The organism is Aequorivita aurantiaca, from assembly GCF_030410135.1.
Classification (GTDB): Bacteria; Bacteroidota; Bacteroidia; order Flavobacteriales; family Flavobacteriaceae; genus Aequorivita; species Aequorivita aurantiaca.
This window is the reverse complement of sequence record NZ_JAUGQQ010000001.1, coordinates 358,290-381,122: the sequence shown is the minus strand read 5'-3', so window position 1 is coordinate 381,122 and position 22,833 is coordinate 358,290. Positions and strand designations below refer to the sequence as shown.

20 protein-coding genes are annotated in these 22,833 nt (G+C 38.2%); 2 read left to right on the top strand and 18 right to left on the bottom strand.

What is annotated here, in order from left to right:
* Positions 1–30 precede the first annotated feature (30 nt).
* From QRD02_RS01800 to QRD02_RS01740, 13 genes are all read right to left on the bottom strand, one after another.
* On the bottom strand, positions 31–960 hold the full coding sequence (locus QRD02_RS01800; RefSeq protein ID WP_290253180.1) for an SGNH/GDSL hydrolase family protein: 930 nt from the start codon (positions 958–960) through the stop codon (positions 31–33).
* A 12-nt stretch (positions 961–972) separates the two neighbouring features.
* A complete protein-coding gene (locus tag QRD02_RS01795; RefSeq protein ID WP_290253179.1) occupies positions 973–1,881 on the bottom strand; it encodes a hypothetical protein in 909 nt (302 codons plus the stop codon).
* Positions 1,882–2,256: 375 nt separating this feature from the next.
* A complete protein-coding gene (locus QRD02_RS01790; protein ID WP_290253178.1) occupies positions 2,257–3,519 on the bottom strand; it encodes an oligosaccharide flippase family protein in 1,263 nt (420 codons plus the stop codon).
* 7 nt (positions 3,520–3,526) lie between these two features.
* Complete coding sequence (gene wecC, locus QRD02_RS01785) at positions 3,527–4,735, bottom strand: UDP-N-acetyl-D-mannosamine dehydrogenase (protein ID WP_290253177.1); 1,209 nt, start codon at positions 4,733–4,735, stop codon at positions 3,527–3,529.
* Position 4,736: 1 nt separating this feature from the next.
* The gene (gene wecB / locus QRD02_RS01780) at positions 4,737–5,861 is read right to left on the bottom strand and encodes a non-hydrolyzing UDP-N-acetylglucosamine 2-epimerase (protein WP_290253176.1); all 1,125 of its coding nucleotides are present in this window, start codon (positions 5,859–5,861) and stop codon (positions 4,737–4,739) included.
* Between the two features lie 5 nt (positions 5,862–5,866).
* A complete protein-coding gene (locus tag QRD02_RS01775; RefSeq protein WP_290253175.1) occupies positions 5,867–6,841 on the bottom strand; it encodes a hypothetical protein in 975 nt (324 codons plus the stop codon).
* 7 nt (positions 6,842–6,848) lie between these two features.
* On the bottom strand, positions 6,849–7,712 hold the full coding sequence (rfbD, locus tag QRD02_RS01770; protein WP_290253174.1) for a dTDP-4-dehydrorhamnose reductase: 864 nt from the start codon (positions 7,710–7,712) through the stop codon (positions 6,849–6,851).
* A complete protein-coding gene (gene rfbC / locus QRD02_RS01765; RefSeq protein ID WP_290253173.1) occupies positions 7,709–8,254 on the bottom strand; it encodes a dTDP-4-dehydrorhamnose 3,5-epimerase in 546 nt (181 codons plus the stop codon). Before rfbC ends, rfbD begins: the two co-directional genes overlap by 4 nt.
* A gap of 8 nt (positions 8,255–8,262) precedes the next feature.
* A complete protein-coding gene (gene rfbA / locus QRD02_RS01760; RefSeq protein ID WP_290253172.1) occupies positions 8,263–9,120 on the bottom strand; it encodes a glucose-1-phosphate thymidylyltransferase RfbA in 858 nt (285 codons plus the stop codon).
* Entirely contained in the window at positions 9,117–10,127 is a 1,011-nt protein-coding gene (gene rfbB / locus QRD02_RS01755) for a dTDP-glucose 4,6-dehydratase (protein WP_290253171.1), read from the bottom strand. Before rfbB ends, rfbA begins: the two co-directional genes overlap by 4 nt.
* Positions 10,128–10,129: 2 nt before the next feature.
* Complete coding sequence (locus tag QRD02_RS01750) at positions 10,130–11,830, bottom strand: DUF6909 family protein (RefSeq protein WP_290253170.1); 1,701 nt, start codon at positions 11,828–11,830, stop codon at positions 10,130–10,132.
* Between the two features lie 16 nt (positions 11,831–11,846).
* The gene (locus QRD02_RS01745; RefSeq protein WP_290253169.1) at positions 11,847–13,349 is read right to left on the bottom strand and encodes a GH3 auxin-responsive promoter family protein; all 1,503 of its coding nucleotides are present in this window, start codon (positions 13,347–13,349) and stop codon (positions 11,847–11,849) included.
* 6 nt (positions 13,350–13,355) lie between these two features.
* Positions 13,356–14,219, bottom strand: coding sequence for a M23 family metallopeptidase (locus QRD02_RS01740; RefSeq protein ID WP_290253168.1), 864 nt, complete (start codon positions 14,217–14,219; stop codon positions 13,356–13,358).
* A gap of 118 nt (positions 14,220–14,337) precedes the next feature.
* Between QRD02_RS01740 and tatA the strand changes: the two genes are divergently transcribed.
* Positions 14,338–14,529, top strand: coding sequence for a twin-arginine translocase TatA/TatE family subunit (tatA, locus tag QRD02_RS01735; protein ID WP_290253167.1), 192 nt, complete (start codon positions 14,338–14,340; stop codon positions 14,527–14,529).
* Positions 14,530–14,612: 83 nt separating this feature from the next.
* Here tatA and QRD02_RS01730 read toward each other — a convergent pair whose 3' ends face one another.
* The 3 genes from QRD02_RS01730 to QRD02_RS01720 form a co-directional block, all read right to left on the bottom strand.
* The gene (locus QRD02_RS01730; RefSeq protein WP_290253166.1) at positions 14,613–15,590 is read right to left on the bottom strand and encodes a DUF4837 family protein; all 978 of its coding nucleotides are present in this window, start codon (positions 15,588–15,590) and stop codon (positions 14,613–14,615) included.
* Between the two features lie 20 nt (positions 15,591–15,610).
* The gene (locus tag QRD02_RS01725; protein WP_290253165.1) at positions 15,611–17,176 is read right to left on the bottom strand and encodes a lytic transglycosylase domain-containing protein; all 1,566 of its coding nucleotides are present in this window, start codon (positions 17,174–17,176) and stop codon (positions 15,611–15,613) included.
* Positions 17,177–17,362: 186 nt separating this feature from the next.
* Positions 17,363–18,547, bottom strand: coding sequence for a phosphoglycerate kinase (locus tag QRD02_RS01720; RefSeq protein WP_290253164.1), 1,185 nt, complete (start codon positions 18,545–18,547; stop codon positions 17,363–17,365).
* A gap of 127 nt (positions 18,548–18,674) precedes the next feature.
* Here QRD02_RS01720 and QRD02_RS01715 point away from each other — a divergent pair, with 127 nt between their 5' ends.
* On the top strand, positions 18,675–19,829 hold the full coding sequence (locus tag QRD02_RS01715) for a DNA polymerase III subunit (protein ID WP_290253163.1): 1,155 nt from the start codon (positions 18,675–18,677) through the stop codon (positions 19,827–19,829).
* 138 nt (positions 19,830–19,967) lie between these two features.
* Here QRD02_RS01715 and QRD02_RS01710 read toward each other — a convergent pair whose 3' ends face one another.
* Both QRD02_RS01710 and mnmG read right to left on the bottom strand, forming a co-directional pair.
* Positions 19,968–20,813 (bottom strand): class I SAM-dependent methyltransferase, encoded by an 846-nt coding sequence (locus QRD02_RS01710; RefSeq protein ID WP_290253162.1) that lies wholly within the window; start codon positions 20,811–20,813, stop codon positions 19,968–19,970.
* Positions 20,814–20,887: 74 nt separating this feature from the next.
* Positions 20,888–22,759 carry a tRNA uridine-5-carboxymethylaminomethyl(34) synthesis enzyme MnmG gene (mnmG, locus tag QRD02_RS01705; protein WP_290253161.1) on the bottom strand — a complete coding sequence of 624 codons (1,872 nt, stop codon included), beginning with the start codon at positions 22,757–22,759 and terminating at the stop codon, positions 20,888–20,890.
* Between the last annotated feature and the right edge of the window lie 74 nt (positions 22,760–22,833).

Sequence of the window (22,833 nt, the reverse complement as noted above, 5' to 3'; positions counted from 1 at the left end):
AAAACTGTTCGCGTATATTGTTCAATTTGCTCACGGAATTTCTTGAATTAAAAGTTTATTTAGATATAGATATCCTTTGGTATTTAAATGTACTTCATCTTGGGCTAAATAGTCTGTTTTATCCATTAAGAAATGATGCAAGTCCACTATTTGAACATTCTTAAATTGGGTTACACATTCCTGCAAATGGGTATTGAATAGGTTATTATAAGCGTCAAATATTGGATTTGTTGAAGGCGGTAAGGTAACGGCAAAAATGTTCTCAGTTGTTGGTTTATTTTGAAGAGTTTCTAAAATATCACAAATGTTTTGATGCAACAGATGTATATCCGTTCGTTTATCCTGAGCACCGAAAAACAATATATAATAGGCCGCGGTTGGTGCGTTTTTTGATTTTAGCAAAATTTCTGACGAAGTATCAAATGTACCCCCTTCATATGGATAGCCGTAGGCATCGGTCTCGGTTCCCATAAAAAACAGTTTTTCTTTTTGCAGTAAATTTTTACGAAGTTCGCGAGCCTCGCGCCATATTATTTGTGAATCGCCAATTGTAACTGTCGTTTTGCCTTCGGGTTGTATGAGCGGCAAATCAATAATGTCAATACTGTTTTGTTCACTTGTTTTTTTTGGAATTTGGTTAATCCATTTAACTCCTGAAAAAACAATCTTGGAACTATCGGAGAGTATTTCGGATGCCCTGAAATAACTTTCTTGCCCATTTTTTAACAAAAAGGTATTATTTCGGGTAAAGTTTAGTGGTAGCCCAAATTTATTTTCAATGGAAATATAATCATTTGCAAGAGAATCCACCTCAACCACGCCCAATGTACCTATAACTTTCGAAATATCCCATTCATAATTGAACTGGACGTAATTGACATTTGCTTTTCTCATAAAATCAATCACAAGAAACACCAATAAAAATCCCCAAATTATTACAACGGCTCTATGTGGTGGCATTTGATTCATAATTCACGAATCAATAGGGTTATATACATCTTCTGTTAATATTGGTTCCTCTTCCCGATAAAAATACAGTGGATATAGAAAGCCTATTGAAACTATTAAAAAGGCAATATTATTTAATGAGTACGAAAATAGAGCGTCAAAAAAGAGGGCGAAATAGACTGCGAAGACGAGTTTGAACTTATCCCGTTTCCACGATAGCGTTAAGGGCGCCAAAAGAACCAACAAATAGAGTAGACCGCCAATTAGGCCCATCTCAACAAATAAATGGGGGAAAAAAGTATCTGTTGTTGTTAAATCAATTGTATAGAACCAATTAAAATGATGTTCACTATAAATGGGGGAGTTGTAAGTTACCGAAGCCGGCCCGCCAAAAGAACCTACTCCTCGACCAAAAAGATTAAAGTTGGATATTTCGGCAAACATTACCCGATAGGATTCCGCTCTAGCAGAATCGCCTTCTGTTACGTATTGCTCCAATCGAAGAATAATACTTTCCCCCATACTTGCAACAACCTTGGGGATGGCGATTAGTGCTATTACAAACAATATTCCAACGATTTGAAAAAATTTTAGTTTGTTTTTATACTGTAAAAAAAGCAGCACTAATAATGCGCCAATGGTTTTATAGGAAAAGCTTAAAAACAGTGAAATTAGAAAACTAGAGAGAAGCAGGGTCTTCCATTTGCCGGTATAATAGCGTCGCGTCAAGAAAAAAGCAATGAGATTGATAAATCCAAATAATCCAAAAAACCCAACGATGCCGGTAGCCCGTATAATTCCAGAAGAAGCGTTAAAATACCGATTTCCATATATGTCCGTATTATAAAACCATTGTGTTACCCCGCGATACCAATTTACATAGTTCACAATTTGCCATAGATCATTTATAATCACAAAAACGATAAATGCCATAAGAAGAAATTTAAAATGGCGTCTTATGGCGTATCCATACATTAAAACCGAAATAGGAAAAAGATACCTGATTCCTTCGGAAATTGCTGCGTAAATATTAAAGGAGTGTAAAATTCCGTAGATAAATAAAGGAATAAACAATCCAAGGAGTATTAAAAAACTTGCATGAAATTTTAAGCTTATAATGGCGAATAGAAACATATAAAGCACAGCTCCGACCTTAAAAACGGACGAGACCATTGGAACAATAGGAAGCAAAATCTCTGAAAGAAAGATGAGGATAAAAGGGAACAGGATGAGGCTATTCGTTAGAATTTCATTTACCTGAGTCCTTAAATTAAAGATTTTCATATTCTAATTCAAAATTTTATGCTATCACGTATGTTTTGAAACTTTACGTACAAAATAATTCAGTACTCCCAAACTTACCAAATTTTGGAAAACATAGGCGCAGGCGGCACCAATAGCTGCATATTTAACATCCAAATAATAAATCACAGGCACGGAGATTGAAAAGATGGTGAGTGAGGCATAGCTTATATATTTCATTTTCCCCAAACTAAGAAAGATAACCCCTTTGAGGGCATACAATGCTTCTATAAGCCAACCAACGAGCATGATTCTTAAAATTAGTATTGCTCCGTCATATTTATCCCCAAAAACTAAGTTAACTGCTATTGGCAAAAACACTTGTGCACCAATAAATATTATCACAGCTATAATATTGAAACGCTTTTCGAACATCTTATATTTTTGAAAAAAGACAGTAAGATTTCCCGAGGTTTCAGACATTTTAGGGATTATAAATTGCTGAACGCTGGATGCAACTATATTTATGCCCTGCGTTAAAATAAGTGCAAACGCATAGAAACCAAATATTTCCCGGTCCAATATAACATAATTTGCAATCAGGAATCCGGATTGCAGTTTAAGCTGATCGATGACCTGTGCCATAAATGCAGTTTTGGACAGGGCGATAATTTTTTGACGAATTTCTAAATGTCGTTCACTGATAGATTTATCACCAATTTCTTTACGAAGATCATAAAGTAGTATAAGCGTTGCCAGTACGGTTGAGATAACCATTGAAAGCACATATCCTCGTATAAAAAAAAAGTAGGTGAAGGAAAGAACGAAGACTGCGGAAAGTAACTTCAGATAAAATACCACGGTACTGATTCTCTTAAACCTATCAATGGCTTGATAATATCTTATCAAAACCATTGTCAAAACGGAAGGAATAATAAGAAAGGAATATTGCTGAAACCAGTACACAAGCGCCTGGTCCTCTGAGACAAAGCCAGAGTAAGCCAGCAGATTGAAAAACAAAAAAACCGCAAATGAAAAAATTAGTGCATATTTCAAAGAAAAAATTAAAGAAAGCCGCCTAATTGCGCTGTCTTTATGTTCCGGAATAACTTTTAGGATTGCAAAAATAACTCCCCCACTACCCAAGACTATGGCCATATTGGCAAAAGTTTCGATGGTTTTTATAATTCCCACATCAGTGGGTGACATTATTTTTGCTATTAGCAAACTGGAACCAAAAACGATGAACTGAACCGAATAATTTGAAATTATAAGATGGAAAAAACCTCTTTCTTTTAGTTTTAAAAAAAGTAGCGTGAGCCTTTCCACAACGCGATTAATTTAGAACCCCGCAGAAATCCAGGATTTTTTTATTTTGGGGTAACGTAAGATTCTTAAATTCGTTGTGAGCTACCAAAAACACTAAGATGTCAGCTTTCTCTATGGCTTTATCGATATGTATAAATACGTGATCCGTTTCATTCTTAAGGTTCGGTTCCACATCCAGCGTCTTGAATCCGTCACTTTTTAATGCCTCAGATACCACTAGGGCAGGTGATTCACGTAGATCATCAATATTGGGTTTAAACGCTAGGCCCATACAAGCTATTACAGCCTCCCTTCCACTATTTATTTTAAACTGTAGCGCTGCGTTTTTTACCTTTTCAATAACCCATTCTGTCTTATAATTATTTATTTCACGAGCAGCACGAATTATTCTTGATTCTTTTGGAAATTCGGAAACAATAAACCATGGATCTACCGCAATACAATGACCGCCAACTCCAGTTCCAGGTTGTAATATGTTTACTCGGGGATGTTTGTTGGCCAGTCGAATCAATTCCCAAACGTTTATATTAGCTTTATCACAAATAATGGAAAGTTCGTTTGCAAAGGCAATTTGAACGTCCCGGGAAGAGTTTTCGACCAATTTGCACATTTCTGCGGTTTGTGAATTTGTTTTATGCAGTTCCCCTTTCACAAAATGTTTATAAAACCAAACTGCCTTTTCTGTGGACTCTTCGTCTATTCCGCCAATGGCACGGTCATTTTGCTCCAATTCATAAATTACATTTCCCGGTAGTACACGCTCAGGACAGTAAGCAATGAAGATTTCGTCCTTTATGTCCGGCCGTTCCTTGAAAATAATCTCTTGGATTTTATGCGTTGTTCCAACGGGGCTGGTTGATTCCAGAATAACCAGTGCTCCTTTTCGAAGAGTAGGAATAATGTTTTTAACCGCGCTTTCCACATAAAAGAGGTCCGGCTGATAATTTTCCTTGAAAGGCGTTGGAACAGCTATTAAATAAACATCGGCAACTACTGGCAGTGTAGAAGCTTTCAAATAGCCTTGCTTTACCACGTGATGGACTAAACCATCCAGATCGGGCTCTACTATATGGATTTTACCTTCATTTATAGTATTAACTACATGTTGGGAAATATCTATTCCTGTTACATTTATTCCCTTACTAGCTATCAGGGCTGAGGTGGGCAAGCCTATGTAGCCCAATCCCATCATTACCACTGTGGGTTTATTTTCCATTTTATAAAGCTTCTATAAAATTTACGATCCGTTTTGTTGCTTTACCATCACCGTATGGATTATGCAACATGCTCATTCCTTTATAATAGTCGGTGTTTTCTAATAGCTTTTCGGTTTCCTTAATTATTCTATCAGTATCAGTTCCCAATAAAATTACAGTGCCCTCTTGAACTGCCTCTGGGCGTTCGGTAGTTGTTCTAGTTACAAGGACCGGTTTTCCTAAACTTGGCGCTTCCTCCTGAATCCCGCCACTGTCCGTAATGATTAAATATGATTTTTCCATCAACCAGATAAATGCTGGATATGCTAGTGGTGGCACCAAATATATATTTGCAATACTATCAAGCAGTTCATTAACAGGCCCTATTACATTTGGATTGAGGTGAACGGGATATATTATATCCACGTCTGAATTGTTCATTGCGATAGTTTTCAGTGCTGAACATATATTTATAAGTCCTTCTCCGTGATTTTCTCTTCGATGACCTGTAACAAGTATTACATTTTTCTGAAAATTTAGAACAGTTTTCAACTTTTCAATTTCTGCATCCACAAAATCTTCTGCGTTTACCTTTTCAATGCCATAAAGAAGGGCATCGATAACAGTGTTTCCGGTTACCAAAATATTTTCTTCTTTGGTGTTTTCGGCCAAAAGATTTTTCCTGGAAAGTTCTGTTGGCGAAAAATGATAATCGGCAATTTTGCCGGTGAGTTGACGGTTGAATTCTTCAGGGAAAGGGTATTGCCTATTAAAAGTACGTAAGCCAGCTTCCACGTGGCATATTTTGGCGCCGCTGTAAAACGCTGCAATACCAACAGCCATAGATGTAGTGGTATCTCCGTGAACATACACATAATCTGGTTTTACCTCATCTAAAACCGGTTTCATATTTTCGATGATTGTGGCGGTAAGGCTGAATAAGTTTTGATTTGGCCGCATTAGATTTAAATCATAATCCGGTACAATTTCAAAGAAATTCAAAACTTGATCGAGCATTTCGCGGTGTTGCGCAGTCACGCAAACTTTAGTGTCGAAATTTTCATTTCTCAAAAATTCTCGCACCAGTGGTGCCATTTTTATGGCTTCAGGTCTTGTTCCAAAGACAATGAGATTTTTTTTCTTCATGGCTGCTAATTCTCATCGGTTTCAGCAATTTGCTTCATTTTTCTATAAAGATGTCTTAAAAAGAAAAAACCGGAAAAGAGGAGAACCAGCATCAGTGGATAGAAAACTTTATTATTTAAACGAAACCGTGAAAAATCTGAAACATTATAATTAATAGCTGCAATTTTTATTATACTCTGCTCATCAACCTTTTGCATATTCAATTTTAAAAGATTGTACAGCATACGGTCTTTGGACTGAATTACGTCGTTGAGTTGGCTATTATCACTTACCATTACAGATGGAAGATTGCTATTGCCTTTATCTATCGAAGCAGCGGAATTCAATATGCTATCGATTTGTGAAATTGTTTTTTTGGAAGTTTCTATCCTAAACTGGGTGCTTTCTCTGTTCACTTTCATATATTCACCAAAGTGTTCATTGTCATTAAGGTACTTTTCTATAGCTGCAACAATTTCTTTAGAATGTGCTTTCCCTTTTATTTTAACTGTTATATGATGGTATTTGAAATACTGAAAGTTTTGGGGATCTTTTACATAGTCAGGTATATCCTGTTTGTCCGTTAAAACCTTGAATAGATCCACGCGTTCACGACTTGTTGCGGCAAAGTTGAAGAGATCCACAATAGGTTTCGCTTCTAAATTTACAAGCTCTGTGTAGTGGGTGCCAATTGTTGTTTTAAGAAAATCAAGATCGCGATCTTTGAGTTTAGATGAAAGGGCCTCCACTTTCTCATATAGATACTGCGTACTCTCAAAATTTGGGATTACGATTAGATGGTTATCGTATACTTTAACTGCATTTTTGTCAACATAATATCCGATTCCTACGCCGATAAGAATTAATATAATCAATACAATAATATATTTTACAAAAAAGGCTACAACTAAGAAGATAAGCTTAACAAAAGATCTAAAAAAAGCTGAAATCTTTTTGAAAACGTATCCTAAATCTATCTCGTCGTGATTGTTCTGTGCCATAATGAAACTATTTGTTATCCAATAGGTTTTTAATTACTATATCTAAACTTTCCAACCAATTTACGGCAGGAACTGTAAATGTATTTTTAAATTTTGCATTATCCAATACACTGTACTCCGGCCGAGCGGCAAAAGTACGGTAATGGTTGGTTTTTGCAAGGTTTGTATCTTTTAATTTTCCTCTCTGCCGGAGTATCTCTTCCGCAAAGCCATACCATGTGGTTTCACCCTCATTGCTGAAATGATAAACGCCATAATTTATTGAATCTTGCTCAATTAGCTGTAATAATGCATTTGCCAAATCATTTGCATTTGTAGGCGTTCCCGTTTGTTCCGTGGTTATGGTTAGTGGTTTTCCTTCGTCGGCGTATTTGATGATCGTTCTCAAAAAATTATGCCCATATTGTGAATAGAGCCACGACGTTCGGAAAATGAAGAATTTATCCAAAATTTCTTGGATGTATTGTTCCCCCTTTAATTTGGAAGCCCCATAAACATTGATAGGATTTGTGGGATCAGTTTCAATGTATGGAGAATTTTTAATCCCGTCAAAAACATAATCTGTGGAAATATGAAACAATATAACATTCATTTCCTTGCAAACGGTTGCCAGGATTTTTACTGCTTCGGCATTGATTGTGAAAGCTATTTCCGGTTCACTTTCCGCCTTCTCCACATTTGTATATGCCGCCGTATTAATACAGTGTGAATAATTATTCTTTTGGAAAAACTCCCTTAATAGACCGGCATCTTGAATATCTAGCTCTTCTTTTGAAACAAAGATAAATTGAAGGTCGGGAAAATGGGGAGCCGCATTTTTTATGCATTTCGCCAATTGTCCGTTCGCCCCTGTAACCAATATTTTTTTCATGTAATTGCTTCCCTGAAATTGGGAAGTTGCAAATCTTTTTCTGAAATAATAAATTCTTCCTTCGGAAGATGCCAATCCAGCGCCAAGGTTGCGTCATTATATATAATACCGCCTTCCGAAACTTTATCGTAATAATTATCACATTTATACGAAAACACCGATTGATCTGAGAGCGTGATAAATCCGTGAGCAAACCCGCGGGGAACGAAAAGTTGGAGATGGTTCACATCATCCAAAACAACTGAAAAGGATTGCCCAAAGGTTTCTGACTCTTTTCGAATATCTACAACAATATCCAACACCCTTCCACTTACAACCCTTACCAGCTTTGCCTGCGCCATTGCGCCCTTTTGAAAATGAAGTCCGCGCAACACACCTCTTGAGGAAATAGATTGGTTGTCCTGTACAAAATCAATTTTAAGCCCTGTGGCTTTTTCAAAAGCATTTTGATTGTAGGTTTCATAAAAAATTCCCCGTTCATCCCTAAATACAGTAGGTTTCAGTATAAAACAATCTTTTAATGGAGATTTTAGTAGTTCCAAAATTAATTTTAATCAAGTTGAAGTAAATGTTTTCCATAACCACTTTTCAATAAAGGCTCGGCCAAAGCAATTAATTTTTCTTTTGAAATGTAGCCCATTTCATAAGCTGCTTCTTCAATAGCGCCAATTTTCAGGCCTTGTCTTTCCTCAATAACCTCTACAAATTGTGCCGCTTGCATTAAGGAAGCAAATGTTCCGGTATCTAACCACGCCGTGCCTTTATCGAGAATACTAACATTAAGTTTTCCCTGTTTTAAGTACACATTGTTTACATCGGTTATTTCTAGTTCACCGCGAGCACTGGGTTTTATATTTGCGGCAATATCTACTACGCTGTTATCGTAAAAATAGATGCCGGGAACGGCGTAATTTGATTTAGGATTCTTGGGCTTTTCCTCAATTGAAAGTGCTTTACCGGATTTGTCAAACTCCACAACCCCATATCGTTCGGGATCCAAGACGTGATAAGCATAAATAACCCCGCCATCGGGATTATTATTGGATTGCAATGATTCTTTTAACCCCGAACCATAAAAAATATTATCGCCCAGAATTAACGCTACTTTATCGTTGCCAATAAATTTCCTTCCAATTATAAAAGCTTCCGCAAGACCGTTGGGATGGGCCTGTTCCGCATATTGAAAGTTACATCCTAATTTTTCGCCATCTCCCAAAAGTTGCCTAAAAAGTGGAAGGTCTTGTGGGGTTGAAATAATCAAGATTTCCTTTATGCCCGCATACATTAGCGTTGACAGCGGATAATAGATCATGGGTTTGTCATATACGGGCATTAATTGCTTGCTTACTGCCAAAGTAATTGGGTGCAACCGCGTGCCAGAGCCTCCGGCTAAAATGATTCCCTTCATAATCTTTCTTTATTTTCTAAATACCAAGCAATTGTTTTTTGTATGCCTGTCTCAAAATTCTCTTTTGCTTTCCAACCCAGTTCCTTTTCAATTTTTGACGCATTAATGGCATATCTAAAATCGTGGCCGGGACGGTCTTTCACAAAAGTTATTTGCTCTTTGTAAGATGAATTCTTCGGAAGCATTTCATTTAACAATTCACAGATAACATTTGCAATATAAAGATTTTCACGTTCGTTGCGGCCACCAATATTGTAGGTTTCGCCCAACTTTCCTTTTTCCAAAGCCAAATATATGCCGCTGCAATGGTCCATGACATAAAGCCAGTCACGCACGTTTTTCCCATCGCCATAAATAGGAATAGGCTGTCCGGAAATTGCTTTCCGAATAATGGTGGGAATCAATTTTTCCTTATGCTGATTTGGGCCGTAATTGTTGGAACAGTTAGTGGTTACAACGGGCAGACCATAGGTATGAAAATAACTGCGCACGATAAAATCTGAAGATGCCTTTGAAGCGCTGTACGGACTGTTTGGGGCGTAAGATGTTTCTTCCGTAAAAAGTCCTGTTTCTCCCAATGTTCCGTACACCTCATCAGTTGAAATGTGCAGAAAACGTGCATATTTGAATTCGGATTTGAGGTCATTGGGGCCATGCATCCAAGTTGTATAGGCACTTTGAAGCAGGTTAAACGTGCCCACGATATTCGTTTGAATAAATTCCGAAGGTCCGGAAATAGAGTTGTCCACATGGCTTTCCGCAGCGAAATGAACCACCTTTTGAAAAGCATATTTTGAGAACAAATCCTGAATAAAATCGGCATCGCAAATATCCCCTCTTATAAATGTAATTTTGTGGGAAACTGTTTCCAAATTCTTTAAATTCCCAGCATAAGTTAGCTTATCCAGCACGAAAATTTCATCGTCTGAATTTTTTAGGGCGTATTCCACATAATTGGAACCTATAAACCCTGCGCCACCGGTAATCAGTACTTTATCGTTTTTCAAAATTAATTTTTAGAAGCGTCTAATATCTGTTTTAACATCTTTTCAGTAATCAAATAGGTTGGTTTTACCCCAGTTGTGCCCAAGCCCCCGGACGCTAATGTGCTTCCTGTTTCTAAGGGATTATCTGAGGCATAATAGGCATAACGAACTTTTACTTTTGGGCTAATACTTCTGCGAATCTTGGACGCCGCCTGGATTGCCTTTTGGTAATGCGCCCCTTCCATTTCAAGACCAATTACATTCCACGTGGAATTGTGGAAGAATTTAAGCACGTCCCTGTTTTGAAGCGAGGTTCCAAGTACCGAAATCATTGTTCCCGTAAAAACTTTTACATCATCGTCCTTAAAAAGGGATTTGTCCATTTGGTTCTTGAAAGGATAATTGTCTGCCGTGCCCTCAAAAACGTGGGCAGAGGGAATCATAATATCGCCTTTCCCGCCTTCAAGAATGCCAGCCTTTCCCATAATTGAAATGGAAACTACATTTAAGAATTGTCGGCTTTTATCGGCGTTAACCAAAGGTTTCAACAGCTCGTCCATAGTTTCGTATGCTTGTTCGCCGAAGGCATAATCCATAACTATGATGACAGGTTTTTTAGAATCCTCCAGCCCTTTCAATCCCGCCGTGAAAGGGTTCTTGGTTATTTTGGCGGTGTCAATAATTTGGACATCTATGTTTGTGCCACTAGTGTCATCAATAAAAATCATTCCTTCAGAGAGTGCTGTTTTGGTTACTTTCTCCCGCAGTTTCATATTCGTGGGACTACTTAAAGCTTCGAAAACTTCCAGAGATCTTTTTTTAGAGAACTCTGCTGGCAATGCTTTTGATGCATAAAGACTGTTCATTACGCTATGCATATTGGCGCTTATAATATGAAGTGGACGCTCAATCAACCCATGCTCCTTCAATGAATTTTTGATGCGATATGCCCACTGCTCGCCATGAATGTGATGTCCCAATCGTTCCCGGAGCACTGGACTAAACGTAATAATGCGTTTTTTATCCTCTAGAATTTCTTCTATGGCCAATTTACCAAGGAAATAGATAATATTGAAAAACCTATTTTCGTTTTTTTCTGTAGCAAAATATGGGAAGGCACTCTTTACCTCGTCAAAAGTTCTTCCAAGAAAATTCGCGGTGTGGGTAAGGGCCACTTCCTTTTCCTCTTGGGTTAATTTATCCTTTTTAAGAACCGCTTGTTCCAGTTTTTTCCAATCGCGTATCACTTCGCCGTTTTCAGTGATTAGCACTTGTTTCATTATTTTATGCGATTCTATAAACAGAAAAGTTAGGTGGGTTAGAATATCATAAATCTCAGATCTTCCCCGGGTGATTTCAATATTCATCTGCTCAGAATCGATACGGTAGCAATTCCTTCGTCGTTTAAGAGGAATAATGGGCTCAAAATGAGAATTATTATAGCCCTCATCACTAGTAAGGTTTATGAAAGTACACTCTTCAATCCCAATAGGTAAGCGGTCCATAACGTAGAGTAGGCCCTGAAGTTCTATTTTATCTTCGGTTATGGAACCATAGATTTCCGGCCTAAGGGTTAAAAGTGATTCTCGGAGCGTTTCCCCTGATATTCCCATAGGTTTGTAAAACCCACGGTTGAAGAGGTGACGCATAGTAATATATAGTTTTTCAATGGCGCCGGTGCTTTCCTGAGCGCGTGTTCTAGTGTGTGATTTCAAATTGTTCATTGGGGCAAAGATAATACTAATTTAATGCTTGAATTTGATGAAGTGCATCTGCAATCTTCCGGTCATTCCCAAGGCGTGGCACCTTATTTTGGCCGCCCAATTTTCCCTGCGATTTCATATACTGCTGAAAGCTTTCCTTCTTTAAAGCGGTTATTTTTAAGGGCTGCAGTACTTTTCCTTTTATCAAATCGAAATAATAAGAATTTTGAAGCTGCATTTCGGCGTCAAGAAATTCAGCCATTTTTTGAAAATTTTCGGGTGGCGTTTCAAATTCAATTAGCCATTCGTGGTAGGGAAGATTGTCATCAGCAGGGGTGATTTGTGGCGCAACGGTGAACTCTGTAATCGAAAAATTTAATGCTGAAATTGCCTTGTTCATTGCCTCTTCCACCTCTTTGCCAATTACGTGCTCGCCAAAAGCGGAAATAAAATGCTTAATTCTGCCCGATACAATTACTCGATATGGCTTGGTGGAAGTAAATTGCACGGTGTCACCCAAATTATAGGCCCACAAACCCGCATTTGTAGAAATAATCATTACGTAATTGACCCCAATTTTCACTTCACCAATGGTTAAGCGTTTTGGATTTTCATCAAAAAAAGTAGAGGCTTCAATAAATTCATAAAAAATGCCCGAATTCAAAAGCAGCAACATTCCTTTTTCCTTTTGACTATCCTGAAAGGCGAAAAATCCTTCACTCGCCGGAAATAATTCAATACTATCTACTTTTCTTCCTATTAAATTTTCAAATTTAGCGCGATAGGGCTCGAAATTTACGCCGCCGTAAATGAACAGATTGAAATTTTTGAAGAGATCGCCCACTTTTTTGCCCGTGTTTTTCTGAAGTTTTTCAAAATACATTTGCACCCAGGAAGGGATGCCGCTGATAACGGTCATATTCTCATTCTTGGTTTCACCCACAATAGCATCTACCTTGGTCTCCCAATCTTCAATACAGTTAGTTTCCCAGCTTGGCAACCGGTTTTTTTGGAGGTAGGCGGGAACATAGTGAGCAACAATTCCTGAAAGTCTTCCAGTTTTGATACCGTTTTTTTCATCCATTTCTGGGCTTCCTTGAAGGAAAATCATTTTACCGTCAACAAAATCCGCTTTTCCAGTTTCGTTGATATAGCATAAAATTGCGTTGCGGGCGGCTTCAATGTGATAGGGCATAGACTCCTTGGTAAGCGGGATGTATTTTGCGCCAGAGGTTGTGCCCGAAGTTTTTGCAAAGTAGCGCGGTTTTCCAGGCCAAAGAATGTTTTCCTTGCCAGAGATAACCTCTTCAACATAAGGTTTTAACGCCTCATAGTCACGAACTGGAACTTGAGCAGCAAAATCTTCATAGGAGCTGATGTTTTGAAAGTCGTGGTTCTTTCCAAAGACAGTTTGTTTTGCACTTGCGATCAATGCTTCAAAAACCTTTCGTTGTGTTTCAACCGGTTTGGTAGCCCATCTTTGAATTTGGAACACGACAATTTTCGAAAATATTTTTGCGGCAATTGATTTTATGGACATAGGCTATCAATCAAAATCTATAAAACTGGTGGGATTTATGGGATATCCATCTCTCCAAAGTTCAAAGTGAAGGTGGGGCCCGGTGGTCAATTCACCCGTATTGCCCACTGTGGCAATAACCTCGCCCGCATTTACAATTTCTCCTTGTTCCTTTGTTAGCATCGCGTTGTGCTTATAGGCGGATATAAGATTATTATTGTGTTTAATAATAATTACATAGCCTGTTGCGGTTGTCCATTCAGCAAAAATGACGGTCCCATCGGCTACGGCCTTTACTGGGGAATCCTTGGCCGTTACCACATCAACAGCATAATGCTTGGTCTTGGAATTGTAGGGCTCTGAAATGGATCCTTTTATTGGTGCAAAGAGCGCATATTCCTGGACTTGGGGTGCAATCAGTGGGTTATATTTATCTTCCTTTGCAACGGCCTGGCGCAATAGCGAATCTTTTTTTGACGTTCTTATAAGAACGGAGGGATCTGTTTTTGCAACTTCAATAATGGAATCTTTATTGAAGTTTATGGTTTTCACATCGCCAGTGAGTACTTTTTTAATGGAAGCGAGATACTGTTCATTTACGTCCAATATTTTTTGTAATGAATCAGTTTGATAGGCTAATTGAGTAGCCTTCTTTTTTAAGGTTGTGGATGAATATCCTGGAATATATTCCCGCAAGGGGGTGAAAGCTATAATAAAAGTGGTAGCCAAAATAAGAAATAGGGCGAAAAGGGTGCTAAAAACAAAAACATTTAACCTATTGAGCTTAAATGAGAATCGTTCCTCAAAGGTTTCCTCGTTGAGAATCACCAATCGGTATTTGTGAAGTAATTTCCGTCTAAACCTTTTGGCGCCTTTTTCTTTGCTTGACATAGCGTATATTAAGTTTTTACAAATATAAAATAAAGAATAGCCAATCGCGCTAAAGTTATTCTGAAAACGTGGTATCTAAACATTTCTTGTTACCTTTGCGTAACTAAATTTATAAATCATGAACGCATTATTTTTACCATTAGGCGTTATTGGCCCCTGGCAGATTATTTTGATTGTAGTTATTGTGCTACTACTTTTTGGAGGAAAGAAAATTCCAGAGCTAATGCGCGGTTTGGGCAGCGGTCTTAAAGAATTCAAAGATGCTTCCAAAGATGAAACAACTGATAAAAAAACAGACGAGAACAAATAGTTGTTCGTTCAACCTCAATAAAAAAATAGCCTTTCATAATGAAAGGCTATTTTTTTATTGAGAGATTACTTCTATCATATTTATTATTCCAGCTTGGCGGTGTTCAAAATAGATTCCAGTTCAAACTGTAAATCTCTTTTAGAGGCGCTGGGAGCATAGGTAAACCCTTCGAGAATTAGAAAGCGATTGTTTTTTTCGTCCTTAATGGCATAATTTATAAATGGACCGCCCATCCAAGCATCCTTTACCTCCCAGGTTCCTTTTGTTTTATAGGTAAATTTCCCGTCTACTTCCATCTTAAAAATGTATGGCGCGTAGGCATCTTCGGTAATAAATTGTCCTTCGTCCTCCACCGGCAACAATTTACTCCCGATAGAGTCCCTAATTTTAATAATATCGCCAACAGCGGTGGAATCGTTCGCTATCATGGTTAACGGTACTTCATAGACCAAAATATTTGTGGTGCCATCCTTTAAATCTTTTCGCATCCAAAAAAATTCATCCGTAGCCGTAGCAATTCTATAAGCACTCGGGATTTGCAGACTTACGCCCATTACTTTCCTTAAAGAATCTGTTTTCAATAATGAAACTGCAGTGCGGCGCTGTCTTTCCTTAAACTCTGTTTCATGGAACGCCTCAATAATTTTTTGCGAATTTTGGTCAATTAACTCTACAAGTTTCTCTTCGGAAGTGGCCTTTATGACGGCACCTTTTTGAGGTTTTGCATATTCATCGGTTGCAATGGTTACCTTATCTTCCTCGCTTAGCACAACGTATAAAAAAAGTCTGTTGCTCCGTGCAAAACCAGTAAAAGCCTCAGGCGGCATTTGGTTCATCGAAAACAAAGGCTCATCTTGTGGAAGACCATCCACCGGAGCAGCAAAATTATTTCTAATTGCCTCACCGACCGCTCCATTCCATAAATCATTGGGAATAATTATTTGAAGAACATTAATATTTCCGACGGAATCTGGAAGAAGGGTTTTATCCCTTTTTCCACTATTGTTGCAAGATGTAAATGCAAAAAATAGCGAAAACAGTACAAAGTAAATGGGTTTCATCAAAAGGATATTTTTTGGAACTATCCCTTATATATTTTAAGTTTAGTTCCCGGCTTTAAGTTATTGCCACTAATATCGTTCCATTTTTTGATATTTTGAACCGAAACTCCTGGAAATTTTTGGGAAATGCTCCAGAGCGAATCACCATTGCGGACGGTATATACTTTTTCTGAAGAACTGGATTGAGGGACGTTATTGCTGGCAATATCCGGTTGAGCATTCTTTTTAGGATAAATAATTAAATTTTGGCCAACATTCACGGTGTTGCTCCGCATTCCATTCCAGGATTTAATCTGGCTCACCCCGACACCATATTTTTCGGCAATTCTCCCAAGATAGTCCCCTCTTTTAACACGGTAACGAATTTTTTCAGGTTGCTCATATAATTCCGGCGCTGGTTTTTCCGCTTCTTGGTGCTGCTCCTGCACAAATGTATAAATGGCCTCTTCGTTGTTTACAAATGTCCCAACGGCCGTAAGTGGGAGACGAAGCATATAATTTTCATCCTTCACTACGGGTATTATACCAAGTTTATAAGAAGGATTCAAAAACTCCAATTCTTCTTTATCAAGGTTGGTTAGTTTTGCAACTTGATCCAGTGTTATTTGCTGCTTCACTTTTATGGTATCAGTGGCCACATATGGAATTCGTGCACTTTGTTTAGCAAATCCGTGTTCCTTGGCATATTCAAAAATATACATCGTTGCCAAAAATGCCGGTACGTAACCTGCGGTTTCCCGTGGAAGAAAGTCACGAAGGCTCCAATAGTTGGTTTTTCCGCCGGAACGACGGATTGCCTTTGAAACGTTGCCCGGGCCAGAATTATAGGCGGCGAGGGCTAAGTCCCAATCATTAAAACTATTATTTAAGCTTTTAAGATATTTGCAGGCTGCCTCTGTTGCCATAATTGGATCTGAGCGCTCATCAACATAAGAGCTTACATCCAGACCAAACATTTTGCCCGTTGGATACATAAACTGCCACAACCCGGTAGCACCTACTCTGGATTGTGCACGCGGATTTAAGGCGGACTCAATAACTGCTAAATATTTCAATTCCAAAGGCAAGTTGTGTTTATCAAGTTCCTGTTCGAACAGTGGGAAATAATATTCGCTTAAGCCCATCAAACGCTCTATGGATCCTCGTCGGTTTTTCAAATATTGCTTTATCACACTTTCCAAGGAGGTATTGTATTCAACCTTAAAAGGAGTGCGCGCATCCAGTTCTTTTAGACGCTGCTTTAACACTTCGGTCGGTAGCTCGTCATATTGAACCGGTTCATAATCTTGATTAGCAACACTATTGTAAATGTCTTCAAATAGATCAGATTTATAAAGTTCTTTTAACCAGAGACTGTCCTTTTTTCTGGCCAGGGCCATATCCTTTAAATCATAAATCAAGGTGTCTTTAATGGTTGTAGCAATTACGGTAGAAGGCAATTCTTCGGCAATTTTGGAAACTTTAATAGAGTCAACCATTTGAACTTTTTTGGTATTCAACTTTTTGACTTTCTTTTTACCCTGTTGGGCAAAACTAATACTGCAGGCCAGCAATAGCATTAGAGGGAGGATTCTGTTTAGTTTCATCAGCTTATATATTGCGTGGGGATTTTGGCAAGTTCGCCTGATTAATAATATTTCAATATTTTATAGAAGTGAAATTCTATGGAACTGTAACGCAATTTAAATTATAAAATTTTGTCAAAAATAACGATTTTGCGAATTTATGCAAATAATCCAATCAAAAGACTAATATACAGATATTTAACGTTTCTACATCAGGGCCTTTATTCCCGGCAATGTATTTCCTTCAAGCATCTCGAGCATTGCGCCCCCGCCAGTTGATACGTAGCTAACTTTATCGGAAAGCTTAAATTTTTGCACCGCAGCAACGGAATCGCCGCCGCCAACCAAGGAGTAGGCCCCATTATCGGTAGCCTTCGCAATATTTTTTCCCAATGCTTTTGTTCCTTCTGAAAATTTCTCCATTTCGAAAACACCGACAGGTCCATTCCACAGAATAGTTTTGGAAGCTGCAATCACATTTGCAAAAAGTTCATTGGTTTTTGGACCCACATCCAGCCCCATCCATCCATCGGGAATGTTGTTCACATCCTCGGTTCGTGTATTGGCGGTTTCGGAAAAACTATCGGCAATAACGGCATCCACAGGCAAATGGACCAACACGTTTTTCATCTTTGCCATCTCCAAAATTTCAAGTGCCAATTCCTGTTTGTCTTCCTCGACAAGTGAGCTACCTATCTTTCCACCTTGTGCTTTTACAAAGGTGAAAGCCATTCCGCCTCCAATTATGAGATGGTCAATTTTATCGAGAATGTTTTCAATTATGGTAATTTTTGAGGATACCTTTGCGCCGCCAATTATTGCTGTTACAGGCTTTTCGTTTGTCTCCAAAACTTTTTTTACGTTTTCAATTTCTGAGGCCAGCAGCAAGCCGAAGCACTTATTCTCCCCAAAAAAATCGGCAATAATAGCGGTGGAAGCGTGGGCACGATGAGCGGTTCCGAACGCATCGTTCACATACACATCGCCAAGCTTTGATAATTTTTCTGCAAATTCCATATTCCCATTTTCTTCTTCCTTGTAGAAACGAAGATTCTCAAGCAAGAGAATTTCACCCGATTTTAAATTTGAAACCGCTTCTGAAACCTTCGTGCCAATGCAGTCGTCAAGAAATTTCACTTGTATTCCAAGAATATCCGATAAAGACTTTACGATATGCTGCAATGAAAATTCCTTTTCGTTGTTCTTTGGCCTTCCGAGGTGCGACATTAAAATACAGCTTCCGCCGTCTTCCAGAATTTTCAAAATTGTAGGTTTGGCGGCACGGATTCGGGTATCGTCGGTCACCTTGAAATTGTCATCCAATGGAACATTGAAATCAACACGGATCAATGCTTTTTTTCCTTTAAAATTTATATCGTTTACAGTTTTCATAGCTAAAATTTTATCGTGCAAATATAGGTTTTTTGAGATTTATAAACTTTCCACTTGTTCCTTTCAATGAATAGATTTAAATAGCCTTTTTCTCAATTCCCATAAAAAATATTAATTAGATTTGCCAATGGATTTTTCAGAAGTAATCGGGCAACAGCACTTAAAATCACATCTTTCCACGACAATTGCAAACGGTCGGATTCCGCACGCGCAGCTGTTTACGGGTGTTAATGGCAGCGGGTTGTTACCAATGGCCACTGCTTACGCTTCGGAATTGCTTTGCAGCCCATATGTAAAAGGAAGTCCGGAATATCTTGCTTGTAAAAACAAGGTGGCAAGACTCTCGCATCCCGATTTACATTTTGTGTATCCGGTAAATAAAAGAGGGGAATCAGCAAAAGTTGCCATCTCGGATGATTATTCTGTAGAGTGGCGAAATTTTGTTTTGAAAAATCCCTATGGTTCACTATTTGAATGGCTTCAGAGTATCGGTATCGAAAATAAACAAGGAAACATTAGTAAACATGAAGCCGAAAATATTTCGAAAAAACTTGCTCTGAAATCTTTTGAAGGCGGGCATAAGGTGATGATAATTTGGATGGCCGACAATATGAACAGCGATTGTGCCAATAAAATCCTCAAGCTCGTTGAGGAGCCTTCAGATAAAACGGTGCTCCTTTTATTGACTGAGCGAGAAGAACAAATTATTTCCACAATAAAATCGCGATGTCAAAAATTGGTTTTTCCATTGCTTTCCGAAAATGATATTGCCGAAAAACTTACTAAAAAGTTTCAGATAAAAGAAACATTGGCATTTCAAACCGCCCGAAGATCGCGCGGTGATTTCAATAAAGCGCTGCAATTACTGGAAGAAACCGGTGAAGAGGAAGTTTTTGAAAAATGGTTTATTAATTGGGTTCGAACCGCTTTTAAGGCCAAAGGAAACAAAATTGCCATCAACAATTTATTGGAGTGGAGTGATGAACTGGCAGCACAAGGACGTGAAACTCAAAAAAAGTTTCTTATTTATTGCATTGAGATATTTAGACAGGGCCTATTAAAAAATTACGGCACCGACACCTTATTATTTTTTGAGGCGAATGATAAATCATTCTCTCTTTCAAAATTTGCGCCTTATGTTCACCAAAATAATATTTTCGAAATAAACTCGGCACTGGTAGATGCGGCCTATCATATTGAAAGAAATGGAAATGCCAAAATAATATTTACTGACCTTTCTATCAAGCTTACGCGCCTGATTCATAAATCCGAATTGTTATAAGAGATTATTATGAAGATCTGCAAATTCATAACACCGAGTTATAGAAAATGGATCCAAATAAACGTTCTTAAGAAATTAATACCAAGGAACGAAGCTTTAGGACTTTTCGCTGTGTAACTCTCTTAAAAACGCTTTAAATCAATTATCGCCTTTTTTAAAGCAGTAAATGTGGGAAGAAAACTCTTTTGTGAATATTCCTTTTAAATTTGATAATAGCCCAATCCAAATTCCCTTAACCGAAAATTTTTTCCCGGTTCTATATTTTTCTGAAAGAAGGCTTACATAAAACGAATCAAAAATCATTGGTTTTATTTCTTTCAATATAAAAGCGGGCTGAAAAAGTTTTTCTATCGATTTTTTTGAAAAATGCCAAAGATGCCGAGGAACATCATAAGCTGCCCAAAATTTTCCGTAGTATTTGGCATCAAAACTTCTGTAATTTGGAACGGCAATTATTAAAGTGCCATCTGTTTTCACCAAATGCGTAAGTTGAGATATTGTATCTTCAAGATTGGGAATGTGTTCCAAAACATGCCATAGAGTAACGACATCAAATCGTTTTCCTTCAAATTCATTTATGGAAGATTTTAAATCCAGTCCTTTATTTATTGCTCGTTTTTTTGCCCCTTCGTTTGGTTCTACCCCAAAAACCTTCCAGCCTTTTTCTTCCGCAGATTTTAAAAATTCACCCGTTCCAGCACCAATATCCAATAAATCACCAGCACTTCCATTTAACTCATAAATAAGATTGGTCTTTTTATGAAGCGACCATTGTTTTACAACCTGATATATTCTAGAAAAAAAATCCCGCCTTTCATCCGTATGGGATATGTATTCACTACTTTCATAATATTTATAAAGTTCGTCCGTGTTCGGCTGCGGATTCGTTCTTAGCATTTCAAGGTTCGCGTTGTACACTAAATCAAAAGATTTCTTAGAAATCAAGTAATCCTTCGTGGTAATAAAGGTTTCAGAATTCTTCAAAAGACGAAAAGTTGTATTAGAATAATTAAAATAATTATTGTCGTAAATTGGGCGTTCCACGTGAAACAATTCTCTTAGCGCCCCATATATACAAGAAGGACAGATATGTCATTAGGTGACACACCACTTATGCGAGATGCTTGTGAAACTGTGGCTGGCTTTATTTTCGTAAGTTTTTCACGTGCCTCGAAGGATAATGATTTGAGCTTGGAATAATCGAAAGAAGCGGGAATTTTTAACCCTTCCAATCTGTTAAGTTTGTCCGCATTATTCTTTTCCTTTTCAATATACCCCGCATATTTCACTTGAATTTCCGCCTGTTGAATCATTTCAGCATCCAATTCATTTTCTTTAATAAAATTATCAACTGAATCAATTTTCCGCATATCCACCATCATAATCTCAGGTCGAGAAAAGAATTTAAACATTTTATCACTTTGATCTACTAATGCAGAATTCCTAGTTTCAAAAATGGGATTGATTTCCTCAGGGGCGGCACTTGTTTCTTTGAAAAATTGCACAAATGCCTGTGCCTTTTCTTTCTTTTCTACCATTTTTCGCAAACGCTTTTCGCCCGCCAGGCCAATTTCAAAAGATTTTGGGGTTAAACGGAAATCGGCATTATCTTGCCGCAATAGAGTTCTATATTCCGCCCGAGAAGTAAACATTCTGTATGGTTCTTCCGTTCCTTTCGTGATAAGATCATCAATCAAAACACCGATATATGACTCATTTCGCTGCAAAATAAATGATTCCCTTTCGTGAACTTTTAAATGAGCGTTTATTCCCGCCATCAATCCTTGGGATGCTGCTTCTTCGTAGCCGGTAGTTCCATTTATTTGTCCAGCAAAGTATAATCCTGATACCAATTTTGTTTCCAAAGTATGTTTCAACTGTGTAGGCGGGAAATAATCATACTCGATAGCATAACCGGGACGGAAAAATTTGACATTTTCAAATCCTGCAACTTGTCGCAACGCTTTAAACTGAATATCCTCAGGCAGGGAAGTTGAAAACCCATTAATATAATATTCGACGGTATCCCATCCTTCCGGTTCCACAAAAAGTTGATGTCGATCTTTATCCGCAAAACGGTTTATCTTATCCTCAATTGATGGACAGTACCTTGGGCCTAGGCTTTGAATAGCGCCATTGAACATAGGAGACCTATCAAATCCTTCTCGCAAAACCTCGTGAACTTCCAAACTGGTATAGCTCATGTGGCAAGAACGTTGATGCTTTAATGACTGTGTTTCGTCAGAATAGGAAAATTTCTCAGGAATATCGTCCCCAGGTTGTTCGATCATTTTAGAGAAGTCCAAGGAACGGCCATCTACTCTCGGTGGAGTTCCGGTTTTCATTCTTCCAGCTTCGAAACCAAGGTTCACCAAATCCTGTGTGATTCCAGTTGAAGCTTTTTCACCAGCACGGCCACCCCCAAACTGCTTTTCCCCAATATGGATCAATCCATTTAGAAAAGTTCCATTAGTAAGGACAACGCTTTTCCCCTTAATTTCCAATCCGAGGGAAGTTCTGACACCTTTAATGACCCCACCTTCAACGAGGATCCCCGAAATCATTTCTTGGTAAAAATCCAAATTAGGAGTTTTCTCCAACATCAATCTCCAACATTCCGCGAAGCGCATACGATCACTCTGTACACGGGGACTCCACATGGCCGGGCCTTTCGACTTATTGAGCATTTTAAACTGAATAGCCGTTTTATCCGAAATAATACCACTGTAGCCTCCAAGAGCGTCAATTTCCCTAACTATCTGTCCCTTTGCAATTCCACCCATAGCTGGATTGCAACTCATTTGACCGATTGTTTGAAGATTCATCGTAACGAGCAAAGTTGTGGAGCCCATATTCGCAGCCGCAGCCGCAGCCTCCGAACCTGCATGACCAGCACCAACGACTATAACATCATATTCTTTTAAAAACATATTTTATACCTATTGTTCCACGTGGAACATCGTAAAATTTTAAGGGATGCAAAAATACAATAAATAACTAGAAA

Excerpts from the sequence above, each read along its gene's own strand:
- QRD02_RS01795 (WP_290253179.1), bottom strand. The coding sequence starts at position 1,881 with ATGGCATTTATCGTTTTTGTGATTATAAATGATCTATGGCAAATTGTG.
- QRD02_RS01715 (WP_290253163.1), top strand. The coding sequence starts at position 18,675 with ATGGATTTTTCAGAAGTAATCGGGCAACAGCACTTAAAATCACATCTT.
- tatA (WP_290253167.1), top strand. The coding sequence starts at position 14,338 with ATGAACGCATTATTTTTACCATTAGGCGTTATTGGCCCCTGGCAGATT.
- wecB (WP_290253176.1), bottom strand. The coding sequence starts at position 5,861 with ATGAAGAAAAAAAATCTCATTGTCTTTGGAACAAGACCTGAAGCCATA.
- rfbA (WP_290253172.1), bottom strand. The coding sequence starts at position 9,120 with ATGAAGGGAATCATTTTAGCCGGAGGCTCTGGCACGCGGTTGCACCCA.
- QRD02_RS01745 (WP_290253169.1), bottom strand. The coding sequence starts at position 13,349 with ATGTCCATAAAATCAATTGCCGCAAAAATATTTTCGAAAATTGTCGTG.
- QRD02_RS01800 (WP_290253180.1), bottom strand. The coding sequence starts at position 960 with ATGCCACCACATAGAGCCGTTGTAATAATTTGGGGATTTTTATTGGTG.
- QRD02_RS01750 (WP_290253170.1), bottom strand. The coding sequence starts at position 11,830 with ATGAACAATTTGAAATCACACACTAGAACACGCGCTCAGGAAAGCACC.
- QRD02_RS01740 (WP_290253168.1), bottom strand. The coding sequence starts at position 14,219 with ATGTCAAGCAAAGAAAAAGGCGCCAAAAGGTTTAGACGGAAATTACTT.
- mnmG (WP_290253161.1), bottom strand. The coding sequence starts at position 22,759 with ATGTTTTTAAAAGAATATGATGTTATAGTCGTTGGTGCTGGTCATGCA.
- QRD02_RS01730 (WP_290253166.1), bottom strand. The coding sequence starts at position 15,590 with ATGAAACCCATTTACTTTGTACTGTTTTCGCTATTTTTTGCATTTACA.
- QRD02_RS01725 (WP_290253165.1), bottom strand. The coding sequence starts at position 17,176 with ATGAAACTAAACAGAATCCTCCCTCTAATGCTATTGCTGGCCTGCAGT.
- wecC (WP_290253177.1), bottom strand. The coding sequence starts at position 4,735 with ATGGAAAATAAACCCACAGTGGTAATGATGGGATTGGGCTACATAGGC.
- QRD02_RS01720 (WP_290253164.1), bottom strand. The coding sequence starts at position 18,547 with ATGAAAACTGTAAACGATATAAATTTTAAAGGAAAAAAAGCATTGATC.
- rfbD (WP_290253174.1), bottom strand. The coding sequence starts at position 7,712 with ATGAAAAAAATATTGGTTACAGGGGCGAACGGACAATTGGCGAAATGC.
- QRD02_RS01775 (WP_290253175.1), bottom strand. The coding sequence starts at position 6,841 with ATGGCACAGAACAATCACGACGAGATAGATTTAGGATACGTTTTCAAA.